This is a genomic window from Paenibacillus larvae subsp. larvae, from assembly GCF_002003265.1.
GTDB lineage: Bacteria > Bacillota > Bacilli > Paenibacillales > NBRC-103111 > Paenibacillus_H > Paenibacillus_H larvae.
This window is the reverse complement of record NZ_CP019687.1, coordinates 3,695,763-3,722,553: the sequence shown is the minus strand read 5'-3', so window position 1 is coordinate 3,722,553 and position 26,791 is coordinate 3,695,763. Positions and strand designations below refer to the sequence as shown.

Genomic DNA, 26,791 nt, shown 5'->3' with positions numbered 1-26,791 from the left:
CTCAAAAATGTCCAAGATCCTTCAAAATGATCGTCATCCCGGTAGAAACAATCGTTTGATCCATCGAAGAAATAAATAAAATGCTCATTAGCGCGAATATAATCCATTTTGTCTGGGATTGATTCATTCTCTCAGCCTCCACCCATTATGGTTGTATATACAATTATTTGCAAAGCGATACGATCGTTACATGTGCATCGCCATCTACCCGCTCATCAGTTGTCCTTCAAACCTCTTCGCAATTTCAAAATAATTTCCAATAATATGCTCTGTTCTTGCTCCGTCAGAATAATCGGGAACACCTTCTCCTCGAAATGAACCTTGACATCGACCAGAGATTTCACGATCATTTCTCGATAATGCTCACTCAGTTTAATCATATAGCTTCTGCCATCGTTGGGATTCGCCTTTTTCTCAATAATCCCTTTCTGGAGAAGGGCAGGGAGAATTCTCGAAATCGTCGTTTTATCACGAAGTGTCGCCTCACCGAGCTCAGTCGGTGTAATGGAATCCCGTTCGTACAAAGCGATCAAAATTTGCCATTGCTCCGGCGTAATCCCGTATTGCTTGAGCGGTATGCTCGTCTCTTCACGAACCAGTTGTCCGATCCGATGCAGATTATAACCAAGGCTGCTGTGCATATCAGATTCATATGGTTCCTTCTTCAACGGCACACCCCTTTAACCAATATCTTTAGGCATACGACAAATCTTAACACAAAGTAATTGTATATGCAACTATATGAGATACGAATTTTTATCCATCCGCTCAACGTCCCCTATGCTTCGCCTTGGCTTTCTGCCGTGCCACTTCTCACTTATAAGCATTGATCTCTTCCCTTCGCTCTTTCGACTCCACGATTCTCTGTTTCTTACGTAGTTCCAACTCCTCTTTCATCGCTTGCTGCGCCTTGGAGCTGACATTGCGTGTCGATGTCTCCTTCTTCGTCTCTCTGATCATTCTTTTGGGATTGACCTTGAACTCAACCCTCTGCTCGATGGGAATGGAGGCCGTGATCTGTTCGACAAGCTTCATCATATGCTGATTTACAAATTCCAAAACTTCTTCATCTTTAGGCTCTGCTCCAAAAATGTATCGTCCGGCTTTGAATCTTGCGCCCTCTTCCCATTCGATGACGCCTATCCAAAACTGGCCATCGTATAAGACTGTTAGTTTTATAGGATTGTGCTCCTTCCCGAAGTGTGATATTTACAATCTTACCATAAATGTACAGATTTTCTCAATAGTGCTGCATCATTATGAGATGCTTATAGGCCTCGAGTCATGTTCAAGCAATGAAACAAATCAAAGTAATAAGTGCCGGTGCAATGGAAAATATCCTGTTCGGGATGCCTAAAATTATGGCTTTCTCGGCCGCATCCCCAGCATATAAGTGGAGTTTAGTGCGGCGCATTCCCTTCCATACTGAGTAATACAGCGATTGGACAGAAATACGCGGCTCTTTATCCAAGAGCTCTTTTTCGCTGAAACCCTTCCCTTCTATATAAGTTGAACTAAAGAAATCAGGATCAAAACCTGATACAGAGACGATCAATAATTGAATCGGGGCTTTTCATTATTTCGTCCATAAACTGTATCATGCGAAGCTGTTGCATCCGTTTCTGGAAGAGATGAACGGGTGCACCGGGAGAATACTTCATTTGCAGAGCCGCTAATCCACCGGTTTCATACGCTTGGATGTAGTTTTTCACTGTTTCTGCGCTTCGGTTCAGGGTCTCGGCAATCTCTTTAACTGACTTTCCCTTCAGGTGCAAATACAAGGCTTGGTAACGTTCATACATGCGCCGTTTCTTTGCTTGTTTCATGGCTTGTGTCACTTCGTTTAATGCGAATAGATTATTCATCTTAATCCCTGCCTGTCTGAATGGGTTTCCTTATCTTATTCGACAAGCAGGTGTACATTTCCTTACCATTCTTTTCTAAAACTTAAGTTCAACTTATATAGATTCATTGGATTATCCCCGCAATCTATATGATATTTACGTTATAGCCGATAACTGCACTGATAGCACTGCTCTTGTGGCTCGGCATAACGGCGCTCATTTATTAGAACGACATGACCCGACAAAGAAATCTAAAGGATACGGACTTGAATGGGCGTTTAATCAACTATGGAATATGGAAGCTCGTGGAACCACCTATGATGCAGTCCTGGTATTAGATGCAGATAATCTCGTCACGCCAAACACATTGAAGGTGCTTAATCAACGCATTGTTAGTGGAGCCGAAGTATTGCAACTTTATCTCGATTCCAAGAATCCTAAAGATAGCTGGATTTCAAAATCCTATGCCTATGCTTATTGGGCAACCAATCGTATATACCAATTGGCCCGTGAAAAGTTGGGGCTTTCCGCTCAGCTTGGTGGTACGGGTATGTGTTTTAAAACATCCGTATTGAAAAATATAGGATGGGGAACTGAATCGTTAACGGAGGATTTGGAATATGTGGCCCGTTATGCTCTGGCTACAGGAAAAACTGTTCGATGGGTTCATACGGCCAAAACGTTTGATGAAAAGCCGTTAAAAATGAAGGCTTCATTCGTCCAACGTTGTAGATGGGCGCGGGGTCATATCGATTGTAGTTTCAAGTACGGATGGCCACTTCTTAAAATGGTATTTAGTCGAAAAGGATTCATAGCATTTGATATTTTCCTATATCTCTTCAACCCATCACGTATTATATTAACATCCATAACGATGTTTTCATTTCTAATGGCATGGTTATTTGATTTCGGTCTTATACGGCACTCATGGGTATGGTTTACTGCCCTTATTATCTATTACATCATACCTTTAATAGGACTTATTATGGAAAAGAAGTCAAAAGCTATCTTGTGGACACCACAAGTATATCTATTCTCCATCTCATGGGTTCCTATTTGGTTTATCGGATTGCTCCAACGTAAAAAGAAAACGTGGAATAAAACAGTCCACACCAGAAGCCTGAACGACTCGGAATTACAACATCTCGTAGGTGAACGAGAAACTGCGTAATGTAGTTATTGTTTAAGTAAGCCCTTCGGGGCTTTTTATTTTGCACAAAAATAACCTGCCGCAAAGACAGGTTATTGTTATCCTATTTCTCCTACACTTGTTTAATATAAAAAGGTTCGAGAAATGATGACCAATAAAATGAACAGGACTAGAATCGCTCCTGTACTTGTGAATCCCCCATAACTTGAGGTTCCAGCACCGCATCCTCCATACGACATAAGTAACACTCCCTTCCTTTAGGTTCAATATATTCTATGACGGAAATCAGAGCATGCTTGGACTTTTGGAACCAACCGGGCTGCGGTAAGGAATTTAAGAGCTATTTTTTGTTCTTTTCTATTTACTTCCTTCTCCTCCTTTGAGCCTTTGGAATTTTATTAGCGATTTTGTCAAGTATATGGTAGTGCTTGAACAATGGATTCATACAAAACTGGATTGCTTCCCAAAAGAAATGAACTATTCACTAAATTCGTCTATCTCTTTCTTTCTCTTCAAGAAGATTCGTATCGCTTTATCTTCCCGTTCTAAAAGATCATCATGATGTGATTCAATGGTTACAAGTTCTTTGTAGCCCCAGACAGCACTAATACTGTTTTCATATCCATAAAATTGATAGTACCATTCTAAAGGAAGCAAAGAATCTGTTACCTCAAATAGTTCGGCAGGATACCATGATGGAAGGTTTTCATCATTCCCAAGTATTAGGTAACTTAGAACCCCTCTGTAAAGATGTTGTCCGTATACAATATAACTTTCATCAACCTTTAAAGAGTATTTTGTTTCATCGGAGTTTCCCAATTGCTGTGTCTTTTTCGATAGCTTGTTACCTGTGTTAGCAATACACCTGACTTTCATTGAAACACCTCGTTATTTAATCTTAAAATCATCTATTTCTCTAGTTTTCGGATTGTATTGATAATGCACCTCAACACCATTAACATTTTGCGCTTTTTTAACCCATCCCTCGGAGGCAGGCCATCTCGGATCAGTATTTTTACCTTCTAACGTCTTACCTGCGGCAGGATTTGACATAGCTTCTTCCATCGCAAGCCGTTCCTTAAGATTAGTTGGTTGATGACCTCCTTTTGATTGTCCCCTTCCTGCTACCTTAGGAGTCCCCTTAGTTTCAGTAACCATTGATTTTGTAATTTTATTTGCTTTCGCCTCAAGCTCTGTTGCTTTACCCGCAATCTTACCTACCTGCTTGAATTCACCGCCCACAATAATACCAATGATACCTAGCACATAGTCAGGTCCCTCTAAGCGAACACCCGTTATCGGGTCGTATCCGGATATAACTTCGCCACCAGCCTTTATATTTCCTACAATAGGAATTAAATCAATCGCTACTGAGACGTTTTCTAGCGTCAGATAAGAACTAAAATCAAATCCTAAGCTCTTTAATTTAGGAAGCTCAGAGCCTCTGGTTTCTTTTTTAACCTTAATAGGGTCTTTAAGATATTTCTGTAGAGTGTCATGGGCTTTTTTCGCTTGATCTATGGCTGAATTCGCCACGCTCATCCCATTGTTCGCCTTATTGAGACCTGCCTGAGCCTGCTTCATTCCCGTATTCATGTCCGTAAGATTCTGAAGAATGTTCGAGACCGCACCATTAATGACATCTAATCCAGACTTCATTTTTTTAAGCCCTTCATTTATTTCATCACAGGCTTTTTTAATCATATCGCCAGCTTCTTCTATTTTAGAAGTATCAATGTGAATATTTGAAAGTATTTCGCCCACAGAAGAGCTCATATGTTGAATGCTTGCATTAAAATCTTCCCAATAACCATCCATGGACGCTGACCATTCAGTTAGTTCTTCAAAAGACTTATTAAGCTCTGAAAAATCTAAATTTAAATCGAAATTATCAAAGAAATTTTTAAATTCATCCCAATCAAAGAATGTTAATTTCTTTTGAAGTTGAGCAAGGTCATCATAATATTTTTGAAGGTCTTCTTTAGAACTTTGCAGATTCACAAACATATCGGATTGCAAAATACTGTTCGCTTGAGAATTATCATAATTAATATATTTATCGCTAACTTCAATAGTATTCAATAATACATCTATCCACTTTTCACCGACCCAAGTATTTACCTTATGGTACCATGGCGATTGGAATTCTAACAAAGTAACGGTTTGTGGAGATAGTGAAAAACCTGATTTAGCAGAAAATTGAGGTTGGTCATATAGATCCGCTTGTCTTGCTAATTCAACTTTTTGTCCATTTGGAGCTATCCATTTTTCACCGAGCCAGGAAACGATTCTGTAAAGTCCATTGGGATGTTTTTCAAGTACCTTTACTTTTTGAGGTGATACGATTCCAATACTTTCAAAGATCGACGAACTATTGTATAAAGGTGTACTTTTGGTTAACTGTAAAGGAACTGTGTCTGCTATGATCCACATATCCCCTCTTTGCGTTTTAACTTTAACAAATCCATCTGATGTTCCGTCAAGACCCAAAACGTAATTTATGTAAGACAATTTGTATTTTGTGGTTTTATCCAAATCTGGCCCCTCATACAACCTGAGAGATCGTTCGGTTTCTCTAGGTATTACAACTGCCCCTTTGGGTGCAATCCACTTATCCCCTAGCCAAGTGGAAACTTTAAACCAGCCATCCGGTCTTTTTTCTAAGACCTTTACTTTTTGCGGGCTTATCGTAGAAATAGTTTTCGTAGAGAAAGAGGGAGCATCGTAGATCGCTGTTTCCTTCTCCAAAGTTAACCTTGTTTCTTCTGCAAAAACAGTTTGGGTATAGGGAGTAACAAAGCTAATAACTGCAAAAATGAACAAAACTGCAATATTCGTTATTTTTCTCATAGAATCCAACCTTTCATTATATGATATCTACTTCCTTATACTCCTCTTACTTCCATAAAATAAGAGACCGCATAGAAATTTACCATATATTTCCCTGTTATGTAAATATACAAGTGCGGAATTCAACACAATTGAGGATCAGAAAAGATCTGGTTGCAAAAACAAGGGTTTCTGGGTGAGATGGTTGCAAAGACCTTTTGTCAAGAGTTTTTTTAGATTTTTTTCTGTATTTAAAGTTGTACCCCTTGACAATCTTGCCTACAACCAATTCACTAAATAAAAGCGAAACAATTAATAGGGATCAATGTAAAAATAACCTGCCGCTAAGACAGGTTAATTATATCCTCTATGGACTCAACTTAATACTCTGGCCTCTACTTTTAATCTCTGCGATCCACCATTTACAATAATCTTTATATTATCAATATAATATTTAGTATCTCTGGGTAGTAACATCTCAAGCTGGCCGGGATAGTAACTAATAGGATCTACATACCCAGCATTACCCCCTTTAGGAATCTTTAATTCTATAAGAACTGGTCTTGCAAGAAATAGTGTTCCATTAACTAATGATGTGCTTAAGTATCCTCGCTCCAATAACATTGTTCCTTCAAATTCTTTTTTAATTTTCTTGGCCACTTCCCCATTAACCTTATTCCCATTCATCAAAGTGGTTTGGAATTCTTTTCCAAAAATAATCCCATCTGTACCACGATATACTGTTACCGAATCCTTTAACTTTGTTTTAATCAGTGCTTTGTCTATTAGTTCAATTTTCTTATCCATGTCAGGTTTGGATCCTATACCCTCTTCTCTAAGATAGGTATTAATAGGACTAGCGTTTCTAGTATATAGTGTAATTTGTCTTTTTTCTTCTTCTGTTAATGTTGATTTCCATTTCGAGTATTCTTTTTTTCCCCACTTTTTTGCTTTTTCCTTATCAATACGAAAATCTATCATGATATATTCATCTTTTATTGGAAATTTTGTTTTTTAATGGTTAATTTTTCGTTTGAACTTAACTTATAAAAAAAATAATTGCCAAGCTCTCTTAGCAAGCTTAAAATTTTAATAAGAATTTTATTCTTCGATGCTTTATATATTTCTTCCTTTCCTGATGAATTCGAAAAGGTGCTTTTAGTATTTCAAATGCTCTTTTTTTCCTTTAAGGTTTCGTATATTCCATCACAGATAATCTTTTCAGTTGATTATTCAAGTAGATGATAACCTCCTAACAGCATTTGACCTCCAACTAGTTTAGCAATCGTAAAAAATGCTTCGAAACTTCATGCAAAAAGCATATTAGGAAAAATAAAAGGAGTGAACCTGACTGGCACCAAATCACTAAAAACGCAAAAATTCACAACCAACTATTTGAATAACCGTTACCACGTCCAAAACAAGATCAATGCAAAAATAACCTGCCGCATAGACATGTTATTTCCATCTATCTTAAAATCCAGTTTATCTTGTAATCTTTAATATCTTAGACTTTCTGGGGAAATTTGAAGTATTGTGATGGTTTGTTTTCATCTAGTGTTGCAATTCGAATTAGCCCTCCATCTTTTACTTTTCCATCTTTACCAGTGTCATATTCTAATACTTTGCTTCTATCCAAATAATTTATAATTTGATAGCCCATTTGGTTTGGATTAGTCGATTTTTTCAAATACCAAAATTGATTTTTATGAGTTCCTCCTGTATTTTGTGAAAAAACTAAAAATGCAAGTTTCTCAATCCATGTCAAAACATGACCAGTAGATGTATCAATAATTTTACATGTTCCATTACCCCAATATTGAATTGAAAATTTTTGTTGTTCGGTCTCACCCTTATTTTTCATAACAGGAAGACTTCTATCATTTGTAATGATTTTTTCTCCTGATATTCCATAAATATAAAATTTATCGGTATATTTAATATTTTTAGCATATTCTATATTTTCTTTTTCCAATTCATCAATACCTCTTCCTATTTTTACAATAGAAAAGTTATCAATGTATATAGGATCGTTGGTATTATTCTTAATATGAAGTTTTAAATGGTTTTCCATGTCCCCAAATGTTTTAAGTACCATCTTCTCATATTTATAGTCTTTATCCACTTTAAAGTTTCCAAATTCTTTGACTCCTGTTATTCCATCTATCTCTACAATAATATTCTTATCCTTTGTCGGACTTCCTTTAACGGCCATCACAATTAAATATGTAGCATTACGCTCAAGGCTAAAGTTTCTATATACTCCTTCTTTTTCTTTGCCTATCTCATAACATTGACCTTTATACAAAGCATGTTCTGTATCATAGTCCCCTCCGCTCCACTTGTCGGAATTTTTCGTGAAGTCATCATATAATACAGGAACATTGATTTGTATATTCATCTCTGGTCGGATGGTCATACCATAAATGGTTTTTATGTCCGGTTTCCTTTCTTGTTCTTCCTTTATCTTTTTCTCTGTCTTTTTATCAAATACAAGATGAACCAGATCAGGGCTTATAATATGTCTGTTGCCTGTTTCTTCATCTATGAAATAAAAATTTTTGTTCTCTTTATCTAAGAACATCCCTATCGATTTTTCTAAGGCTTCTCCCAGTGTCAATTCTGGAGTTCGATCATTGGGATTCAGGGGGTCTTTTGCCGCAACACGCCGTTCAATGAATCGGTTTCCCCCCATATTAATCAGGATACCAGCCGTCATACTTTCTATTTGCGGCATATAATGAGCCCACTCATTTTCCTCCAGTACTACTTGCCCGCCAGCGGGAGATCTTTTTGCAAATGCTCCCTGAAATTGAGTCGTTTCTAACTTTAATTTTTCTCCCGATTCTAGTCTATCCAATTGATTGATATTAAGAGCAATGGGAGCCGAACTAAACTGATCTATTGTATTTAAAGCCACCCCATGTAAATGTTGTTTAGGATACGTCTGCCCGGGCGTTAAACTAAGCGATCTTTGATTGAGTTGTCCGGTGACGGTAGCAATGGTTTGTCTTCCTAACACTAAATTGGTGGTCGGAACCAGGTTATATACAGGGGCTGTCCCCGTATTATAATAGCGTACATTGGCATTCATATAAGCAGATTGTCCGGTATTTAATTCTAATTGATGCTGCCAATCTTGCCCTGAAGTATTGGAAGAATCAACGGTATGCGTAGAGGAATGGGAATAATGGCCGGTAACAGATGCTGAAAATCCTTGAAAAAGAGAAAAGCCCGTACTTACATCGATTCCTAACGTATTAGAGTCACTAACACTGGAAGAAGTGGACCGACTAACGGTCTTTCCCTTTGTCGAGCTAATATTTTCATTATTTGAAAGAATCAGTTCTTCCATGCCAACTGTAATACTGGGATATGCCGCAACAAGAGGATCCCTGGCTACTTTGTGAATTGTACGATCAAGCGCGCCACTTGCTTTTTCCAAATCCGAATAGGGGTCTCCAGCCGTATGAGATTCATATGGATTTGAAACAAATTTTTTAAATCCTTGCTTGATTAATTCTTTTTCTTCTTGTGATCCCTCTTTAGGCCAAGGAAAAACGGCTATATTGTTTTTCACATAATATCCGTTCACTTCCCACTCATCACAAATACCATCTTCATCTGTATCAGGCAGTTTATTCTCCGTTCTAGAATCAGTACCCATTGGAAGACTTTCAAAAGAAATGATTTCAGGAATAGAAAAGGTTTCAACCTCAATCTCTTTTGTTTCTTGTTGATTGAAGGTATAGTGCACGTCTAATTGAAGCAGCTCTTCTTGTTCTGTCATCGGATTTCCAAAGTAAGCTACCACGAATGGATAACTTTTTCCTGCTTCTAACTGTATTTCTTGATCCTTAGCATTTTCGCCGTCAATCAGAATATGCGCAAAACAATGAGGATTAATGGTGAATGTATAAACGCCGCTTTCCTTTGGCGTGAAATTAGCTAACCACCGAACAGATTGTATTGTCTTTTTAAAATCAACGCCATCTAATGTTCTTTTATCTAATTTAAACCCATTGATGCCCCGTGCCACAACAAAGGCCAGTTCGTTAAAATTGTCTCCGTAGAAGAATTGACCTACAGCTTTTAGCATTTTCTCTTCTGTCTGTATCATTGGGAGTTCCCCTTTTCTTTATATAAAGTAGGTGATTCTCTTTCATACCGATAAAATGTTGGATGCTCTACTATTTAATTCTTTCTAATTTAAAAGAATCAATATATCCTCCTTTTTTATAGAAGTTGGCGAAAAATTCAAATGTCAGATTTTCTTCGCCGTCCCCTACAGTAAATTCCTTACTCACTTCTTTGAATCCCTTATCTATGGACGGTAAATCATACGAGTTCGAAGAAAAGATTTCTCTTTTTTTAGAGGAACTCCTACCGGGTATCAATGAAAGTGCCATTTTATCCCATGTACTTAAAACATCTGGTTTGATAAAAGCCGTAAATTTGTATGTGGCTCCTTTTTCTAAGCTGTACTCTTTATGAGCCTTAATGGAATCATTAGAATAGATGACATGATCGTCTGTTAGACTATTGTCTGGATCTCTAACAATCTCCCATTGATTTGCAGAAATAAACTTCCAATCCCTAAGGTTTTTATCCTTCCAAGTACTCTTATCTACAGCATTGACTACCACATCAAATGTAAGGTTATGTTCTTTATCATTTTTATCTTCTTCTCCGTATTCGTCCCATGCATGGATTGTAGCGGTGTGCTTACCAGGGTTATAAGAATTAGAATATAGTTTATTTATAAATTCTGCTTCCACTTCTCCAGCACTACTTATTACATTAAAAAAATCCGTAGCGTTCACTTCCGAGTCGAGGTTGATTTCGCAATTTATCTTAGGTTTCACTTGTAATTTTGGTATCTCCTCAAATTGTGTAAACTCTAAAGTAATGCTGGCCGCTTTATTATACCCACTCTCATTCCCCCTATCTTTCCACCAGTAACTGCAATGATCTGGAGCATCAGGAAGATCTGGCCATGATGGTGTACATGATTCTTTGCGTTCCTCTAAATGAAAATCATATATATATTCGATGTGTAAAATTACATTTTCTAACACAAATTTTCCGTTTTTAATTCTTTCTATTGTTAATACCTCAGTAGAAGGATTATATGATATATTTATATTTTTATTTTGGTTAATAAAACTAGTTATAATTTTTTCAATAGAATAATACCCAGTATAATAAATATTATCTTCCCAACGTTTTCGGTTAAACTCATGTCTATTAGGAAATTTTATTGTTAATTTACTACCTTTTAAGTAGCCTAATTTAGAATTATGATTTCTAATATATCTCTCCAATTCATTTTTAAGATGATTTTTAATCAAATCAAATTCACCAAACCTAATTACATCCATTCAAATTTCCTCCTTATTATTTTGATTTTTTGGGTCCTCTTGCCAAATAATTTTTCGGTAACTTTTATTTTTTTCCCCCTTTTGTAACAAAGTATATATTTAATTCTTTTATAAAAAACATTTATTTTTTCACCCATAGATGAAATTTTTAGTAATGCACCTGGCCAGTTAGGAAAAACATATACAAAAACAAAAAAAAGAGTGAACCTGATAACAGGCCCACTCTTTTGTCGATCTAATATCCTTTTTGAAATAAGACACCTTTTCTGCCGCTACAAACACCTCTTTATGATTTTGCAACCATTCTGCAATAATGGACCCATTTTTGCAACCAGACCGTTTGTGTTAAGGAAAATAAAAAAAACCAGCCAAATGACTGGTTCGTATGGCCGCTGATTAATGGGTAGTTAAAAGCCGTTCCAATAATCAGAACAAGGAGTAACTTCCTCCTCCATTATTATGTGTTAAAAAAGATTAACTACTTTCTTTTCATGGTGAATCCCAGCCCCTAATATAACTATTTACATCTTTAAAACCCTTGAATTATAAGGGTTTTTCTTGTTCGCGTCTGTTCGTATCCGAGTGAATTATGGTGATTCCGAGTAGATTTCGTCCCCAATTTGTCCCCAATGGGGACGTGCTAGCGTTGTTTATCAGATTAATTAAAATTGCTAACACGTATATTGCTAAGTTCCAGACATGATGTATCTGCGTTTCTTAGGTGAATATGCTCAGTTCTTACATTGCCTTAATACTTTTTGTTAGGGTGTAGGTCGGTCCTGTAAGTAAGTGAAACACAACCCGTAGGAACTTTAGGGGTTATGAATATTCTCGTATTCCCGGAAACTTCGATTAATCCAAAAATATAATAAGGTCTACTCCATTAAATGAGTAGATCTTATTATATATATCTATAGGTAATTGAGTAATTGAAGGATTTCTTTATTAAATTCTGCACTTGATGATTTTAATAAGGACGGGACCTCTATAAAATGCACAATAAGAGCTCTATTAACTTTGTAAAAGTAGTCTTTTTTATCTCCTGTAAGCAGATCCACGATGTCTCTTTTTAACGAATCACTAACTTTCCCCCATAAAAATTCCGATTCTTCCAAGTGTTTATCAATGAAAATTCTAACATGATTAATAAAGGGGTCATCTTTATGCTGAAAGGTATCCCTTAATTGTGTAATCGTCATTTCCTCTGCTTTAAGTGATTGGTTCGCATAAACTTGCTTCGTATTTTCAGCAGCGCTAGCACTCGCCGCGAAAATACCAAAAGTACTAAATCCAATTACACTTGCTAACGCAATTCCTCCACATTTTTTCACTAGCGATTTTGGCCTTTTTGTTTTCATAATGATCCCTCCCGATTTGGATGTAACTCCTCTTTAAGGTAAATTGTACCACGAAAACCAACAGAAGGTTTTTTAATTATGTTATAAAATAGTTAATTATTGTTATAAAAGGAGTGTTTTTGTAATATAAAGTGATTGTTAAAGTAGGCATTACCATTTACACCCAGTTCCTTCAAGGAGCCGAGTCCACCTTTCAGTCGAGTTGTCAGAAAAATCAAAGTATGTTACTCTTATAATGTACATCCTCTTGATAAACATTTGTGTACCCATTGTCAAAAAAAAGGACCACGTCGGTAATTTAATACCTTCGTGATCCTTTTTCCATGGGTGGATGATACACGGTTTAATCTAACCTATGTTAGTAATAAGGGAATTATTCCTGTTAAACCTCTCAAACATTTTTTTCCAGTTCCTTAAAGGAACCTAGTTCATTTATTGTAAACTTCTAAGAGCGCCTAGGAAATTGATCCTTAGCGCTCCTTTTACATATTTCATATTAAATGTTTCAATTTACAGGATTAGACTTATTTGCTGTCGAAGAATAAAATGTAAATCTTGTAAATTTGAAAGGAGAAAATATGAATAAACCTAATAATCCCAATCAAAGACCCCAACAGCCTAAGCCTAATCAAAAACCACCTGGGCGTTACGTTGATAAATCTTTACCGCAGATAGAAAGAAGATCCATAGACAGAAATACAGCAATTGAAATAAAAAAGCCACCTAAGTCGAATTAAATTCTTCTATTTGTTTTGTAGGTTTTTGTAGGTCTAATTCTTGTACTACCATTCCATTTTTTATATCCACATAGGAACGGATCACTTCATATTGATAGGTAAGATCTGATTCTAAAAGCTCTTCACTTCTTTCTAATATTAAAGCGCGTTCCGTCTCAAACGGACGGGACGCATTTTTAACAACTCCTAACAATGTATTTTCCGGTTTGTCGATTTTAAACATTTTCACGGGTAAGGCACCTTCATTTTTTGTTTCATTAACCTTTAGAAAAAACTCATCCCATACTGCCGGCATTTCAGAAAAAGACGCAATTCCTATAGATTTTCTGGTTGAATTTACAACTTTTCTTTGTAAAGGATACAGCCATCTTACATAAATGTAACTCAAGCTAAAACTGACTGGAATGCTAATCACAGCAAACCAAGCTAAAAACTCAATATTTCCGGCATTTGTCTTTACGTCATAAAGTGTCAAAATTATCGGTGTCCTGTAGACCATTCCAACGAGATTATAAATAAGCACAGTTAATATTGACACTGGAAACCATAACAGTGCGGAGATCGCACCCATCTCACCTGGATTATGTTTTATCACTGGATTTATACCAAATGATTGTATCCAAAAATACATAAGAAAGCCAGGAAGAATAAAAACTAATGTAGAAATAAAATTTTCCATAAACTAATCCTCCTGAATATGTTAATTCTTCCCTTAGCGTATTGATTCCTGCTTAATACGGTAATAATCGTTACTGCTCCTTCTTCACAGCGCTCTTACCAGCACTATATAGACCGCATGAAGTAAGGCCGGAGATAATACCGTACATAATGCCCGTTTTAAGATCCCACGGAGCCAGGTAAACAACACCTGCTGCAACACCCAGAATAACAGACAGAACCGGAGCCAGACGAACTGGCAGTCCGATTCCTTTCGCCATTTCAACAAGACCGACAATAAAGGCGACAATGACAGTATCTGTAATTTCTATATTCATAGCGTCCTCCTAAAGGCTGCTCGCCAAAATGTGGTTATTCAGCCATACCAATTCGTCAACGGTAAGGCAACGTTTTTCTATTTTAACCATCCAATTCCAGTCCGTGAATAGTCCTGCATTCCAGGCTTTCCCCATATTGTCATAGACCTGTTTCCATTGCCAGTCTTCCAGTTGTAATGTTCTATTCATGTCTTCCTCTCCTTCGTAAGCTTGTTTAATTCGCTCTATAAAGCTTGGTATTCTTCCCTCATCTAACATTCTGTGCGGGCAGTATTTGCCACTCCAGTGCTGGTGTGGAACCACATTCTCAATAGGAATACAAAACTCTTTCATTAGTTGGGCAATGACAATAGCTGCATTGTCCTCAGCCTTGTAATATCGGCTGCCGCCGGACTTAGAGTAACAAATTTCTACGCCTATGGATTGACGGTTTCCTGTCCCGTACCCGTCTCCACAGTGCCATGCATTTCTGTCAAAAGGAATGCCCTGAACAACTTCTTTATCGTCCACAGCAACGTGGAAGCTGACTTCATTGTTGTTTCCAATCATATAACGAATCTCATTTTCTGCGGGAGCATCGTTATACGTATTGTGGAACGTAATATATTTCGGTGCCATTTTATTCGGACATTTAATTCCATATTTACTTGGGTCAACTAGCATTTCTCTGATTTCCATCATTCAACATCTCCGTCATGTTTTTCTTTTAAAATCCCTTTGATCTCGGCAATATCACTGGAAAGAAGGCTAAAAGACTTCGCTTGCTCCCGAATGACTTCCTGATTCTCGCTAATAGTCTTCTGATACTCCTTCTCCCGTACTTCATTTTTCTTCATTGTAGTAAAAAGCAGCCAGATAAACAGCGCACCAAATATCCCGGTATTTAGCGCTGTATTAAAAATTTGGTCCTCCATTCATGGTTCCTCCTGTTTTCTTTCATCATACTTCAACTATAATTTTAAAGATTGCTAGAGGATCATATATTTTTTCACCCATTGATGAAAATTTCATTTCCATATGTCCCCTCCTGTTTTTGAGCAATAAAAAATGCGCCTCATTTGGCGCTATTACACTTCTTCTGTATATTCCAAAATGTAATCCTCCACCGCACAGCGGTAATCTGGATTCGTTATGTCCTCTATCACATCCGTTTTTTTCGTTTTCGGGTTCAAACCACCGTTTACAATTCTATCCGCAAATCCTCACTACAATCATGTTTACCATTATAAAATACCTCCTGCTTCTTTATCGCTTGCTAATAATAAAGCATCTTCTACTTCTTTCACTTGTTGTTTCTCAGGTGTCTGTGGAATTTCTTCTAAGATTGGTTTTTTTGTTTCTGTATCCATTCTTACAATTCTGTATTTTGTATAGTCTATCGAACCGAAATCAAAATCAACAACATCTAATTTTGTGATGTTCTTGCGCGGTAAAACATCACCTTGCATTTCTCCTGATTGAAAAATAATCTCCCCATCTTGGTCATACAAAACTCTATTTCCAACTTGCATATTCTTACCTCCTATTCGCTTGCGTACCAAGAGCCCCATACTTTACGTTTATTTGAGTTATTTGGAGCCCTATACACGAGGACAGAGAATCCATTGTCCTGAATACTAAATGGTTCACATGTACCAATCGCATTACCAGAAAGACAAATCTCTACTTCGTTCATTTTCCGAATGTCAAATATCTCTGTATACATCCTACAGTATTGTAGGGTACCAGGGTGTTCGTCGGCTAGTTTATACTCCATAAGGATCATGCTAGGTTTAAATTCAAGTTGATTGACATCCAAATAATAAGGTTCATCATAGTCTAGGTTTCGCCTAGGTATGGTTCCCTCTGCCCATTTCTTCCCCGTATTAATTTGTTTTATCTTTGTTGCTAAGTCTGTGAATGTGTCCTCTTTTACCGCGGGCACTCCTTGGTCAGTAATGGCCTTAGCAACTTGTTTTTTCCCATCACTGACAGAGGTAAAAAGCTCGCTAATCGTAGTTTCAACATCTTTGTACTTATCTAACGTTTCTTTGATCCCGCCTTCAATCCGGTTAAAATCCTTTTCTGTCACCGTATCATCCAATTTCCAATTTAATTTAGGTACATATGCCACGGGTTACACCTCCTCCACAAATAAGGTTTGTTTGATCACGGTATCTGAAGTAATCGGGATAAAGACCTCATTTTTACTAATCAACCCACCGTCCGTTGTTTTCACTTCAATGGTATGAATGTTTTCAACTGCTCCCTTGGGCACCATATACTCAAGACTAATTACGTGGTCATGGAGCGTCTTCTGAACGTTTTCAACTTCATATTCAGAGTTAAGAATTACTTTTCCTATTCGGTTCTGAGCATACCCTGCAACCTCATTTAAAAAAGCTGAAATTAGACAGATCCTATATATCTAAATTGAGGAGTGGCATCGTTAAGCCACCATCTGACGAAATCACTGAAGCTATCGCTGAAGTAATTGGATGCGATCCTCTTGAATTAATTTGGGCAGCTACGATAGAAAAGTCACATCCTAAAATTCAAAAAAGCCTAATGAACATTAATGCATCTTTAATGAAAAAAGGTATTGAATTAGAGAAAAAATACCCTATACCTGACCAAATGGACGAGATAGATACGGACAAATATATTTCAAGTATTCCTGAGTACAAAAAGTTCTAAGATGACTTGATTGACGAACTTGGTAAAAATGGAGGACTAGAAGAGTTAACTAAAAGTAACGAAATCAGTGATCTGCAGAATAACGATGTTTTCAATTCCACAAGAAAGAGGATAAAAATCCCTATTTATGGTTCAGTTTTAACAAGCCCGAATGGTTTAGTTTTTAAAAACTACTTAGGGGAAAGATGGGAGGATATTGAGCTTACAGATGACAATTATTTCTACATTTTAATTAAAAAAGACTCAATGATAGGGGATGCAATTATGCCGGACGACCTTGCATTGATTAAAGAAGAACACAATGAGGATTATTTTGGACTATCAGCAGGAATTGTTGATAACGAAGAATGTACAATCAGGCGAATTTATAAGAAAGACGATTCTATTGTTCTTTACCCATCGAACCCTACGTTTCCACCAAGGATATTTAAAGGTCAAGAATTGAATCGTATACAGATTATAGGAAAAATTCAACAAATTATACGAAACTTCAAAAATTGAAAGGAGAAAACAATGGCAAGTATTCAAAAGAGAGGGGACACTTCTTATCTTCTTGTGGTTGAGGTCGGAAGAGACGCAAAGGGTAAGCGGATTAAACGTACTAAAACAGTCCGAGTAGATGAGAAGTTACTAAAAACACCAAAAAAACTAAGTAATCATTTAGAATTAGAGTTAGCTAAATTTCAACTAGAGGTCGAAGCGGGGGAGCATATATCTCCTGAGAAAATGACTATTGAATCATTCGTAAACGAATGGAAAGAAAAATATGCAGTAAAATCGGAAAACATCCAATGGAAGGAGTAAAGAAACCGAAAGTAACTAAAACTGAAATGAAATTTTATGATGAGTCTGAAGCTAAAAAAGTGATCGAATCTTTATACAAAGAATCTGCCATGTGGCGATTGTTTATTCTTACAGCAATTTTAGGAGGGTTAAGACGCGGTGAGATTCTGGCATTAGAGTGGTGCAATATTAATTTCGAAGAAGGGTTTATTTCTGTTAATAAAAGTATTTCCCTGACGGTAAATGGACAAGCAATAATTAAAGAGCCAAAAACCAAGGGGTCTAAAAGAAATATAACTATGCCGGAGTGGTATTTCAAAGAGCTTAAGGAATATTGGACGGAATGGAAAAAGGAAAAATTGAAAGTAGGGGAACTATGGAGCGGAGGAAATTTTCAATATGTATTTCATGCTGGCTTTGGAAAACCGATATATCATACACAGCCTTCAAAATGGTGGAGGGAGTTTTGTAGCCGACATGATTTAAGATATATTCGATTTCATGATCTACGCCACAGTCACGTTGCCATTCTTCTTGAAAATGAAACCGACCTAAAAATTATTCAAGAACGACTCGGCCACTCTTCATATCAAACTACAGCGGATACCTATGCTCATGTCTCTAAAAACATTAACAAAGCCACTGCCGACAAATTAAATAAATTAGACCCTCGAAAAAATTCGTCAACAACTCGTCAACAATTGTAATTTTGGAGTCTTACCCTTAGATTTGAAATTGTGGGTATAAAAAGGCAAAAAGCCTTGAAATACAAGGCTTTTCCCATTATGCGGTAGAGAGGACTCGAACCTCCACGGGCGTACGCCCACTACCCCCTCAAGATAGCGTGTCTGCCATTCCACCACTACCGCATATTCGGTTGAAAAGTGAGCCATGAAGGACTCGAACCTTCGACACCCTGATTAAAAGTCAGGTGCTCTACCAACTGAGCTAATGGCTCGCAGCTAGGATGCTGGTATTAAGTTGAAAGGCTGGTGACCCGTAGGGGATTCGAACCCCTGTTACCTCCGTGAAAGGGAGGTGTCTTAACCCCTTGACCAACGGGCCACAATCAATTGTAACTTGTTGCAGCGACAAGTGTTATTATAGCGAATTCCTCCGCAGATGACAACCCCTTTTTTTATGAAATTGTTGGTTTTAATAATCTTTGCTTCGCTTCAAAAAAAAGAAGCTGTATCGCAGACAGCTTCTATCCAGGTCGTCTTTGTATGTATGGCGGAGAGAGAGGGATTCGAACCCTCGCACCGCTTGCGCAGTCTAACCCCTTAGCAGAGGGTCCCCTTATAGCCACTTGGGTATCTCTCCATAAATAAGAATGGCTCCCCGAACAGGACTCGAACCTGTGACAACTCGATTAACAGTCGAGTGCTCTACCAACTGAGCTATCGGGGAAGGACATGATCTAATGTATCATGATTGCGGATAAAAGTCAAGTACCTCTAAACGAAGTTTACCGCGGCAAGATCCGCAAGCATATTTTGCCGGATCCATCTTTCTTTTTCTGCGATAAATGTGCCCGCATTTAGTACAGACAAGCTGATATTTAAAAGGTTTAGGAGGCTTGTCCTGCAAAGCTTTACAATACCTCGCACCGCCTACAGCCTTAAGAAGCTGCTTAAATTCCCGATCTCGGTGACGGTAACCCCGCCCCATCAAGTGTAAATGATAATGGCAAAGCTCATGCTTAATAATTTTCTCCACTTCTTCCCGCCCATATACGTCCCATTGCTTTTGGCTAATCTCAATATTGTGGCTTTTCATCATATATCTGCCACCAGTAGAGCTTAATCTTCTGTTGAAGGAGGCTTTATGCCGGAACGAACGGCCAAAAGACGTCAAGGAGATGTCCTCTACCCACGCCTGAAGCTCTTCATCTGTCATTTTTCCCGGTCTCCTTTCTTCTTCTCTTGAATTTGTACAAGATCTGTCGCTATACTGTCAAGTAGTACAAATGTGACCGGAGAGGAGCTTACACTTTTATGTCTACTTATGCCTACGCTATCCTGCAAAGCCGGCAAGGCCTTCAATTCGTGCAAATGCCGGATACGCATCTGTATCAACTCACTGCACTACACCAGCGGCTCCATAAAGAATTGGACAAGCTGACTGCCTGTGAGCTTCCCGATTTGCCTGTTGTTCTGGCAGAATGCCGTTCTTTAGAGCTAATTTCTGCTGAGCATAATATTCATCAAGGATTGGAGTATATTAATCAATTGAAACAATCATTTGCCTCTATTCCTGAAAAATCTTACCCTTTGATCTCTCTTTTTACTGAAATTCGTGCTTTACAGGCCCAATTGGAGCAGTGGTACGAGGAAGAAGACGACATGGAGTAAGGGAGGGCTTAGAGGGTTTTGGGCGTTAAAAGCTAGCCAAAATAGCCGTACTAGCAAGATTTTTGCCTTTTTCCGCTTGCAGACAGGCACCCTTTGGGCAGTTTCCCCATATGCTGATCATAATCAGTTAAGGCACAGTCAGTCAGGGAGGGGAAACCGATATGCCTCAATGGCTTTGCAACCAACTTATGCGGGCATTTCAAAACAAAAACCGCCGGCAGATCCGTTTGCTGAATGACAGCTGGTTTTTTTACCGCAACCGAAAATAATCATTAAATCCGCCGCTAATAAATAGAATGGACTCCATTGAATTAAAAAATAATGTAACTTTTTTGTAGGCAAAAATGGTTCAGGTAAATCCACCTTGCTTGAGGCGATAGCGTATCAATGCGGCTTCAATACAGCTGGTGGTGGGAGAAACAATACCTACTATTTAAATTCATTCGAATCTGCATTAGAATCAGTCTCACGGGGAATCATTTCTAAGTTTGTTCAAATCGTTCTAAAACATTTATTTGGTGAATCAAATGAATAAAGGGACCAATAGCCAATGGTCCCTTTATTTTATAAAATAATTTCATTCCCATATGTAATCGAAGGCTTTCAGAGCATCCACCAATCCATACCCGTACGTTCTTTTCTTCCCCAATTTAGTTGCAGTCTTGTCTAAAATCTTTCTAATGTCTTTGTTCTTCAATAAATCGGGTTTGGCCCCCCAAATTTGAGCGGCTACACCCGTCACGTGTGCTGAGGCCATTGAAGTACCCAGGTTCATCGAATATTGATATTCAGTGATGTGCTATAGATGCTAGCTCCCGGAGCCATTAATTCAAGATCTTTTCCGGAGCTTGAATAAAATGTCCGTTCATTTCTGCTGTTTATTGCTCCAACAGCAATGACCTCTTTGTAGGCAGCCGGGAAAGCAATTGTATCGTCTTTGTTGAATCCATTATTTCCGGCGGCTGATACCAATAGTACACCTTTTTTATAAGCTTCTTTCACAGCTTTTTTTAGCGTCTTGCTGTCCGTTGTGGTCTCAAGGCTTAGATTGATGATATTTATTTTATTTTTAACTGCCCATTCTATCTCGGAAATGACAGCACTAATATCCCCATCACCTTTTGAGTCTAGTACCTTTATGGAAAACAGTTCGGAATCTGGTGCTATACCTGCAACACCAATATGATTGTTTGTTGCCCCAATAATACCTGCTACCGCTGTTCCGTGCCCATAATCATCCATATAGTCTGTATTTCCTTCAACGAAACTTGTCCCCCCGCAGACCACTAGGTCATCATGTGTATAATCAATACCGGAATCAATAATTCCTATCTTAATCCCTTTACTGGTAAAACCTTTCTCTTGTACTTTTAATGCGTTTATTTTTTCTATTCCCCAAGGAACTATCTGGGGTGAAGCCTTTTTTTGATCAAGGAATAATCCTTTAAATAATAGGATAGATTCAGCAGGAACCTTTAATTCAGAAACAGGTTTGATTTTAAGATCAGGTTCAAAAAACTCAATTTGGGGATAATCCTTCAATTTCGAAACATTGTTCTCAGAAATCTCCACAGCAACCACAGGCATATCCTGATACTCTACTATTATCTTACTCTCTAAGTTTTTGATTAGCTCATAATCAATGGAGGTATGGAAAGAAATTAAGTACTTTGATTTTGTTTCCTCTGCAGGTCCCAAATTTTGTGCAAAAGAAAAGGGCGATGCAATAAAACATACCAAGGTAAAGGAAAAGAAGAGAAAACCGATTTTTTTCATTATTCGCTACAATCCTCCTTATGAAATGTTTAAACCTAGCTATTTGGAAGGGAAAGCAAATAGTTACAAACTTCAACCTGCATTCCTTGTTCTTTCATAGCTTTTATTAAAGATAAAGGAAGGTCCTCATCCATTACCGGCCAGATTTTTGTTATGGCACTTATGACATTTTTAGTTGTATTGGATTATCACTGAACAAAAAGTCAGTATTATAAGTCTCAGTTTCTCTAAGATGGAGGGGGAATTTTCTGCCGGCTAATTTTTCGGATAATAACATAAACAATCTATTGATCCTTGTTTGTTGGTCAGGCGTGATCCCATAAGAAAAATGAAGTCGTAATAAGGAAAGTTTCCATTAGAGGCTTTACAGATAGATAAGCGAAATACAATATCTTCCAATATATCTATTTTTCGTTTCATTTCGAGAAGCTCATCACTTTGGTTTTTTACTATTTTCTCCAACTCCGCCACTTGTCGTTCCATGGTCCAGTCCCCCTAGTAAGGAGGAAAATAGAAGCCCCTCCCTTTATATTTACTATAAACTACAATAAAAGGAAGTCAACAGTAGTAGCGATTGCCTTAGCAATAGCTACACCATATTTATCTGGTACTCCCGCTATACGTAGGCCATCAAGGATAATAGTTCTGATCGCTGCTGTAGTATATTCTCCCAATTAATCCATTTTGGATATTGCATTATCGATACCTTTAGCAATTTTCGAAGAATTCTTGGAAAGATACTTAGCAGTATCTTTGTCAAGCCACTTTACAACATACGAAAGTGCTTCACCTCCATATTTTACTGCACTCTTTATAACAACGAGAGCTCCCCTAACCAAGAATCCCCATTTTCCGGCTGACTTTACCTCTCCGTTGGTAACTGTTGCTGATGTAGTAACGGATGTTAAAGGTTTAGCAGCAAACGCTTGAGAAGCTGAGAGTATAATTCAATTTTGTATTTGAAATAGGGATAAAAAACATAAAGAACTCCCGCTGCTATAGTATTTCGCGGGAGTTTGTCTTCAATCTGAAGGAGGAACATAGAAGTTCCTCCCTTTAATTTTTTTCTATAAACTACAATAACAGGAAATCAACAGCCGCAGTGATTGCCTTAGCAATAGCTACTCCATATTTATCAGGTACCCCCGCTATACGTAGGCTATCAAGGACAATGGCTCTGATCGCTATTGTATTGTATTCATGCAACTGATCGATTTTGGATATTGCATAATCGATACCTTTAACAATTTTCGAAGACTTCTTGGAAAGATACTCAGCAGTATCTTTATCAAGCCACTTTACAACATACGAAAGTGCTTCACCTCCGTATTTTACTCCATTCTTGATACCAACGAGGGCTCCTCTAATCAAGAATCCCCATTTTCCGGCCGCCTTTACCTCCCCGTTGGTAACTGTAGTTGATGCAGCAACAGGTGTTGAAGGTTTAGCAGCAAACGCTTGTGAAGCTGGGAGTATTGCAGTAAGAGATAATACAGTAGCCAATGAAGCAAGTACCAAAGATTTCTTGAACATTCGAAAACCTCCTAAATGATTATTTCAAAACCAGACCTAAAAAAACTCATCTATTGAGAATCACATTGGTATGTTTGATAGAACATCTCCTTTCCCAGCAGAATCACCCCAGCCTTTATCTGAAAAGAACGTTTACGATGTAAGGTAACGGAAGCTTGTTTCTTTTACATATAAAGAAATGCGGCCCGCTGTGCCACAATCAAATCCTCTTTCTCATGGAATTGATGAGGCTTTCTTATCTATATAACGTATATCGAATACAAAATCTGACGAAAATATCCAATTTTTTTAAAATTAATTTGAATTAGTTGTAAATTTTTGGTTTTACTGTATACTATAATTACTGGGTTGCATATCAATAAACATTATGGATTTGTCATGATTGGGGGGAATAATATAGATCAATGGATTTGCTTGTTACAAAACAACATCGGGGATTTGGAAGCTGATTTACAGGAGCTAATCTATCTCTCTTTCTATAAATTTGCATATCAATATATTTATTTTTTGATTCGGGACCATGCAACTACAGAGGATATTATACAAGATGCCTTTATTAAGATCATGAAACATGGACCAAATCTCCATGCATCTAATTTAAGGAGTTGGGTTAAACAAGTAATCCGGAATACAGCTCTGGACTGGTTAAGAAAAAATAAAAAAGTCAAGTATATGTTTAATGAGGAATACTTTAATACGGCAGCACATTTTCAAAGGGAGCCATCTGACATAGAGAATGACGTTGAACATAAATTAAGGAACGAGTTACTACATCAAACAATCAATGAATTAAAATCAGAATACCGGTGTTTACTCTGGCTATACTATATGGAAGAAAAATCATATAAAGAGATATGCCATGAACTCAATCTGTCCGAACAAGTCGTCGCACAGCGTTTGGCAAGAGCACGTAAAAAATTGCTTCAACACTTTTCAAGAAAATGGATTAACCAGAATACATAATATAACAAGTTGTGGAATATATCGTATGCCCATGCAATAGTCTCTCAGACACAAAACCAGCCTTAAAAAAAACCAGGCACCCTCCCTGGTCAATTCGGAAAGAGCGCCTAGAGTAATGTTGTCTTGTTTGAATTTTCCTTAGGTAGAATCAATTTCATTATTGGATTCCATCTGAAGTTGTCTTACAAAATTGTCCCCTAATTATTTCTCCTGGACAGGCGGCTTCATTGTTAAGCCTACACGGCCTTTTTTAATATCGACATTCAGCACCCACACCGTTACATTATCTCCGACAGATACAACATCCATGGGATGCTTAACAAATTTGTCGCTCATTTGGGAGATGTGTACCAATCCGTCACTCTTGATTCCGATATCTACAAAAGCGCCAAAATCAATCACATTCCGGACTGTTCCCTGCAGCTCCATACCAGGAGCCAGATCCTCAATCTTTAAAACATCCGTACGGAAAATTGGCAGCGGCAGTTCTTCACGCGGGTCGCGTCCGGGACGCTGAAGACTCTCGATAATATCTTTGAGTGTCGGTACCCCGACATTCAACTCCTCCGCCATTTCATAGACATTTAGACTTTTCAAGGCTGCCGACAATTTGGATGTACCCAGTTCTTCCGTATCCAGACCCAGCTTCTTCAGAAGCATTCCCACTACTTCATATGATTCCGGATGAATCGGAGTATTGTCAAGACCGTTTTCTCCTCCGCTGATTCTTAGAAAGCCGATACTCTGTTCATAAGATTTGGCACCCAGGCGAGGAACCTTCTGAAGCTGTTTCCGGTTGGTGAATTTCCCGTTTTCTTCCCTATACTTAACTATATTTTTTGCAATCGTTCTGTTGACACCTGAAACGTAGGCAAGCAAGGATGGGGAGGCTGTATTTACATCCACTCCAACATGGTTAACAGCGGACTCCACAACGGCTTTTAAGCTTTCTTCCAGGTGCTTTTGCGAAACATCATGCTGATATTGGCCCACCCCAATTGCTTTGGGCTCAATTTTGACAAGTTCCGCCAAAGGATCCTGCACTCTCCGTGCAATGGAGATGGCACTCCGCTCCGCCACGTCCAGGTCCGGATATTCAGCCTGGGCCAGTTTGGATGCAGAATAGACACTTGCACCCGCTTCGTTCACAATAAGATACTGCAGATTTGCCTCTTTCATTTCCCGGATTAGATCTGCGACGAATTGTTCTGTTTCCCGTGATGCTGTTCCATTCCCTATAACGATCAGTTCTACTCCGTGGCGCTGGATTAACTGTTTTAAGATCGTTTTTGCTTCCTCTACTTTGCTGTATGGAGGAGTCGGATAAGAAACAGCAATCTCCAGCATTTTGCCTGTTTCATCTACAACTGCCAGCTTACAGCCCGTCCGGAAAGCCGGGTCCACACCCAGTACGGTTTTGCCGCGGACCGGGGGCTGCAGCAGCAAATTCCGCAGATTAGCGGCAAATATCGTGATCGCATGTTCTTCCGCCCGTTCCGTCATTTCCCCCCGTACTTCCCGCTCAATAGAAGGAGAGATCAGCCTTTTGTAGGCGTCCTGAACAACCTCTTCCAGCTCATTCTGAACTACAGAGGGGCCTTGGATCAATTGGCGGCCCATATATTGGTGAATACGGTCGGGCGCCACTTCCAGGTTTACTTTCAAGAATCCTTCCCGTTCCCCCCGATTAATCGCCAAAATACGGTGTGGCGGCATACGTTTGACCGGCTCATCGTAAGCATAATACATCTCATACACGGATTCTTGTTCGGCATCTTTGGCTTCGGTACGAAAAATCCCCTCATCCCTGGTATATTTACGTACCCAGGCACGCACTTTAGCATTATCCGCTATATTTTCGGCAATGATATCCATAGCCCCTTGAACGGCATCCGCTGCCGATAGGATTCCTTTATCCTCATTGATATACTTCTCAGCCTCTTCCGCAAGCGAACCTTGCTTCGGCTGCTTCAGCATCCAGCCTGCAAGAGGTTCCAGTCCGCGTTCTTTGGCCACACTTGCTCTTGTTTTCCGTTTTTGGCGGTAAGGGCGGTATAAATCTTCTACATCCTGAAGTTTCACCGCTTGTTCAATGGCGGAATGCAGCTCTGCTGTCAGCTTGCCCTGTTCATCTATAAGTCGGATGACTTCAAGCTTACGGTCTTCCAAGTTCCGCAGATACTGCAGGCGCTCTTCAATAGAGCGAAGCTGGTTCTCATCCATTTCCCCGGTCATTTCCTTCCGGTAGCGGGCAATAAACGGAATCGTATTGCCCTCATCCAGAAGAGCGGTAGCGGTCTTTACCTTACCGGGAGTAAGAGCCAGCTCCGTTGAAATTTGCTTTTGAATACGGAGTTGAATCTCCTCTTTCTTATCTTCTGTCAGCTCATAAGCCGCCCCGGCCAGCGTTTC

The 26,791-nt window shown here is 38.5% G+C and carries 29 protein-coding genes, 5 tRNA genes and 3 pseudogenes; 8 read left to right on the top strand and 29 right to left on the bottom strand.

The window, feature by feature from the left end; translation table 11 throughout:
- Position 1 precedes the first annotated feature (1 nt).
- The 4 genes from BXP28_RS24640 to BXP28_RS19315 all read right to left on the bottom strand — a co-directional run bounded on the left by BXP28_RS24640 (position 2) and on the right by BXP28_RS19315 (position 1,865).
- On the bottom strand, positions 2–127 hold the full coding sequence (locus BXP28_RS24640) for a hypothetical protein (RefSeq protein ID WP_024095335.1): 126 nt from the start codon (positions 125–127) through the stop codon (positions 2–4).
- Positions 128–215: 88 nt separating this feature from the next.
- Positions 216–668 carry a MarR family winged helix-turn-helix transcriptional regulator gene (locus BXP28_RS19330; protein ID WP_226989776.1) on the bottom strand — a complete coding sequence of 151 codons (453 nt, stop codon included), beginning with the start codon at positions 666–668 and terminating at the stop codon, positions 216–218.
- A 145-nt stretch (positions 669–813) separates the two neighbouring features.
- Positions 814–1,134 (bottom strand): YjdF family protein, encoded by a 321-nt coding sequence (locus BXP28_RS19325; RefSeq protein ID WP_235430747.1) that lies wholly within the window; start codon positions 1,132–1,134, stop codon positions 814–816.
- Positions 1,135–1,529: 395 nt separating this feature from the next.
- On the bottom strand, positions 1,530–1,865 hold the full coding sequence (locus BXP28_RS19315) for a helix-turn-helix domain-containing protein (RefSeq protein WP_024095336.1): 336 nt from the start codon (positions 1,863–1,865) through the stop codon (positions 1,530–1,532).
- Between the two features lie 106 nt (positions 1,866–1,971).
- On the opposite strand from BXP28_RS19315, the gene BXP28_RS19310 reads away from it, so the two are divergent.
- On the top strand, positions 1,972–3,015 hold the full coding sequence (locus tag BXP28_RS19310; RefSeq protein ID WP_158673691.1) for a glycosyltransferase family 2 protein: 1,044 nt from the start codon (positions 1,972–1,974) through the stop codon (positions 3,013–3,015).
- A gap of 101 nt (positions 3,016–3,116) precedes the next feature.
- On the opposite strand, the gene BXP28_RS24635 is transcribed toward BXP28_RS19310, so the two are convergent.
- The 13 genes and pseudogenes from BXP28_RS24635 to BXP28_RS19250 all read right to left on the bottom strand — a co-directional run bounded on the left by BXP28_RS24635 (position 3,117) and on the right by BXP28_RS19250 (position 16,407).
- Positions 3,117–3,233, bottom strand: coding sequence for a YjcZ family sporulation protein (locus tag BXP28_RS24635; RefSeq protein ID WP_226989778.1), 117 nt, complete (start codon positions 3,231–3,233; stop codon positions 3,117–3,119).
- A 238-nt stretch (positions 3,234–3,471) separates the two neighbouring features.
- Entirely contained in the window at positions 3,472–3,870 is a 399-nt protein-coding gene (locus tag BXP28_RS19305; protein WP_036655922.1) for a hypothetical protein, read from the bottom strand.
- Between the two features lie 12 nt (positions 3,871–3,882).
- Positions 3,883–5,844: a pre-toxin TG domain-containing protein gene (locus tag BXP28_RS19300; protein ID WP_024095338.1), complete on the bottom strand. Its 1,962-nt coding sequence runs from the start codon at positions 5,842–5,844 to the stop codon at positions 3,883–3,885.
- A 354-nt stretch (positions 5,845–6,198) separates the two neighbouring features.
- Entirely contained in the window at positions 6,199–6,804 is a 606-nt protein-coding gene (locus BXP28_RS19295; protein ID WP_023485294.1) for an ADP-ribosyltransferase, read from the bottom strand.
- A gap of 526 nt (positions 6,805–7,330) precedes the next feature.
- A complete protein-coding gene (locus BXP28_RS19290) occupies positions 7,331–9,943 on the bottom strand; it encodes a binary toxin-like calcium binding domain-containing protein (protein ID WP_051427981.1) in 2,613 nt (870 codons plus the stop codon).
- A gap of 70 nt (positions 9,944–10,013) precedes the next feature.
- Entirely contained in the window at positions 10,014–11,204 is a 1,191-nt protein-coding gene (locus BXP28_RS19285) for a hypothetical protein (RefSeq protein WP_036655921.1), read from the bottom strand.
- 911 nt (positions 11,205–12,115) lie between these two features.
- A complete protein-coding gene (locus BXP28_RS19280) occupies positions 12,116–12,562 on the bottom strand; it encodes a hypothetical protein (RefSeq protein ID WP_036655919.1) in 447 nt (148 codons plus the stop codon).
- A 723-nt stretch (positions 12,563–13,285) separates the two neighbouring features.
- Positions 13,286–13,978, bottom strand: coding sequence for a hypothetical protein (locus tag BXP28_RS19275; protein ID WP_023483966.1), 693 nt, complete (start codon positions 13,976–13,978; stop codon positions 13,286–13,288).
- A gap of 70 nt (positions 13,979–14,048) precedes the next feature.
- A complete protein-coding gene (locus BXP28_RS19270; RefSeq protein ID WP_051427980.1) occupies positions 14,049–14,294 on the bottom strand; it encodes a hypothetical protein in 246 nt (81 codons plus the stop codon).
- Between the two features lie 189 nt (positions 14,295–14,483).
- A pseudogene (locus tag BXP28_RS19265) lies at positions 14,484–14,972 on the bottom strand (peptidoglycan recognition protein family protein); the annotation flags it as partial.
- Positions 14,972–15,208 carry a BhlA/UviB family holin-like peptide gene (locus tag BXP28_RS19260; protein ID WP_036655918.1) on the bottom strand — a complete coding sequence of 79 codons (237 nt, stop codon included), beginning with the start codon at positions 15,206–15,208 and terminating at the stop codon, positions 14,972–14,974. The pseudogene BXP28_RS19265 and the gene BXP28_RS19260, both read right to left, overlap by 1 nt.
- 309 nt (positions 15,209–15,517) lie before the next feature.
- Positions 15,518–15,805, bottom strand: a complete 288-nt coding sequence (locus tag BXP28_RS19255; protein ID WP_024093137.1) for a hypothetical protein — start codon at positions 15,803–15,805, stop codon at positions 15,518–15,520.
- Positions 15,806–15,816: 11 nt separating this feature from the next.
- Positions 15,817–16,407, bottom strand: coding sequence for a hypothetical protein (locus BXP28_RS19250; protein WP_036655915.1), 591 nt, complete (start codon positions 16,405–16,407; stop codon positions 15,817–15,819).
- A gap of 569 nt (positions 16,408–16,976) precedes the next feature.
- On the opposite strand from BXP28_RS19250, the gene BXP28_RS19240 reads away from it, so the two are divergent.
- The 3 genes from BXP28_RS19240 to BXP28_RS19235 are packed head-to-tail and all read left to right on the top strand — an operon-like array spanning position 16,977 to position 18,460.
- On the top strand, positions 16,977–17,471 hold the full coding sequence (locus BXP28_RS19240; protein WP_023485547.1) for a LexA family protein: 495 nt from the start codon (positions 16,977–16,979) through the stop codon (positions 17,469–17,471).
- Positions 17,472–17,483: 12 nt separating this feature from the next.
- Positions 17,484–17,774, top strand: coding sequence for a hypothetical protein (locus BXP28_RS24630; RefSeq protein ID WP_051427979.1), 291 nt, complete (start codon positions 17,484–17,486; stop codon positions 17,772–17,774).
- Positions 17,762–18,460 (top strand): site-specific integrase, encoded by a 699-nt coding sequence (locus BXP28_RS19235; RefSeq protein WP_051427978.1) that lies wholly within the window; start codon positions 17,762–17,764, stop codon positions 18,458–18,460. Before BXP28_RS24630 ends, BXP28_RS19235 begins: the two co-directional genes overlap by 13 nt.
- 79 nt (positions 18,461–18,539) lie before the next feature.
- Here BXP28_RS19235 and BXP28_RS19230 read toward each other — a convergent pair.
- The 6 genes from BXP28_RS19230 to BXP28_RS19205 all read right to left on the bottom strand — a co-directional run bounded on the left by BXP28_RS19230 (position 18,540) and on the right by BXP28_RS19205 (position 19,652).
- Positions 18,540–18,622: transfer RNA gene (locus BXP28_RS19230), tRNA-Leu, on the bottom strand.
- Between the two features lie 16 nt (positions 18,623–18,638).
- A tRNA-Lys gene (locus tag BXP28_RS19225) sits at positions 18,639–18,711 on the bottom strand.
- 32 nt (positions 18,712–18,743) lie between these two features.
- Positions 18,744–18,818, bottom strand: a tRNA-Glu gene (locus tag BXP28_RS19220).
- Between the two features lie 166 nt (positions 18,819–18,984).
- Positions 18,985–19,076 (bottom strand) — tRNA-Ser (locus tag BXP28_RS19215).
- A gap of 11 nt (positions 19,077–19,087) precedes the next feature.
- Positions 19,088–19,163 (bottom strand) — tRNA-Asn (locus tag BXP28_RS19210).
- An 18-nt stretch (positions 19,164–19,181) separates the two neighbouring features.
- On the bottom strand, positions 19,182–19,652 hold the full coding sequence (locus BXP28_RS19205; protein WP_023485402.1) for a SprT family protein: 471 nt from the start codon (positions 19,650–19,652) through the stop codon (positions 19,182–19,184).
- Positions 19,653–19,750: 98 nt separating this feature from the next.
- On the opposite strand from BXP28_RS19205, the gene BXP28_RS19200 reads away from it, so the two are divergent.
- From BXP28_RS19200 to BXP28_RS24625, 3 genes and pseudogenes are all read left to right on the top strand, one after another.
- Positions 19,751–20,107, top strand: a complete 357-nt coding sequence (locus BXP28_RS19200; RefSeq protein ID WP_036655908.1) for a hypothetical protein — start codon at positions 19,751–19,753, stop codon at positions 20,105–20,107.
- A 161-nt stretch (positions 20,108–20,268) separates the two neighbouring features.
- On the top strand, positions 20,269–20,376 hold the full coding sequence (cmpA, locus tag BXP28_RS22970; protein ID WP_096761197.1) for a cortex morphogenetic protein CmpA: 108 nt from the start codon (positions 20,269–20,271) through the stop codon (positions 20,374–20,376).
- A gap of 12 nt (positions 20,377–20,388) precedes the next feature.
- Positions 20,389–20,564, top strand: a pseudogene (locus BXP28_RS24625) (AAA family ATPase); the annotation flags it as partial.
- A gap of 120 nt (positions 20,565–20,684) precedes the next feature.
- Here the strand turns inward: BXP28_RS24625 and BXP28_RS25345 are convergent.
- The 5 genes and pseudogenes from BXP28_RS25345 to BXP28_RS19175 all read right to left on the bottom strand — a co-directional run bounded on the left by BXP28_RS25345 (position 20,685) and on the right by BXP28_RS19175 (position 23,416).
- Complete coding sequence (locus tag BXP28_RS25345) at positions 20,685–20,864, bottom strand: S8 family serine peptidase (RefSeq protein WP_052337368.1); 180 nt, start codon at positions 20,862–20,864, stop codon at positions 20,685–20,687.
- A 14-nt stretch (positions 20,865–20,878) separates the two neighbouring features.
- The gene (locus BXP28_RS19185; RefSeq protein ID WP_024093129.1) at positions 20,879–21,883 is read right to left on the bottom strand and encodes a S8 family peptidase; all 1,005 of its coding nucleotides are present in this window, start codon (positions 21,881–21,883) and stop codon (positions 20,879–20,881) included.
- Between the two features lie 255 nt (positions 21,884–22,138).
- On the bottom strand, positions 22,139–22,366 hold the full coding sequence (locus BXP28_RS19180; protein ID WP_036655907.1) for a hypothetical protein: 228 nt from the start codon (positions 22,364–22,366) through the stop codon (positions 22,139–22,141).
- A 59-nt stretch (positions 22,367–22,425) separates the two neighbouring features.
- Positions 22,426–22,722, bottom strand: a pseudogene (locus BXP28_RS25800) (YqxI family protein).
- 235 nt (positions 22,723–22,957) lie between these two features.
- The gene (locus tag BXP28_RS19175) at positions 22,958–23,416 is read right to left on the bottom strand and encodes a YqxI family protein (protein WP_023485404.1); all 459 of its coding nucleotides are present in this window, start codon (positions 23,414–23,416) and stop codon (positions 22,958–22,960) included.
- A 438-nt stretch (positions 23,417–23,854) separates the two neighbouring features.
- Between BXP28_RS19175 and BXP28_RS19170 the strand changes: the two genes are divergently transcribed.
- Positions 23,855–24,379, top strand: a complete 525-nt coding sequence (locus tag BXP28_RS19170; RefSeq protein WP_235430723.1) for an RNA polymerase sigma factor — start codon at positions 23,855–23,857, stop codon at positions 24,377–24,379.
- Between the two features lie 201 nt (positions 24,380–24,580).
- Here BXP28_RS19170 and BXP28_RS19165 read toward each other — a convergent pair whose 3' ends face one another.
- Positions 24,581–26,785, bottom strand: a complete 2,205-nt coding sequence (locus tag BXP28_RS19165; RefSeq protein WP_046655196.1) for a Tex family protein — start codon at positions 26,783–26,785, stop codon at positions 24,581–24,583.
- Positions 26,786–26,791: the final 6 nt, after the last annotated feature.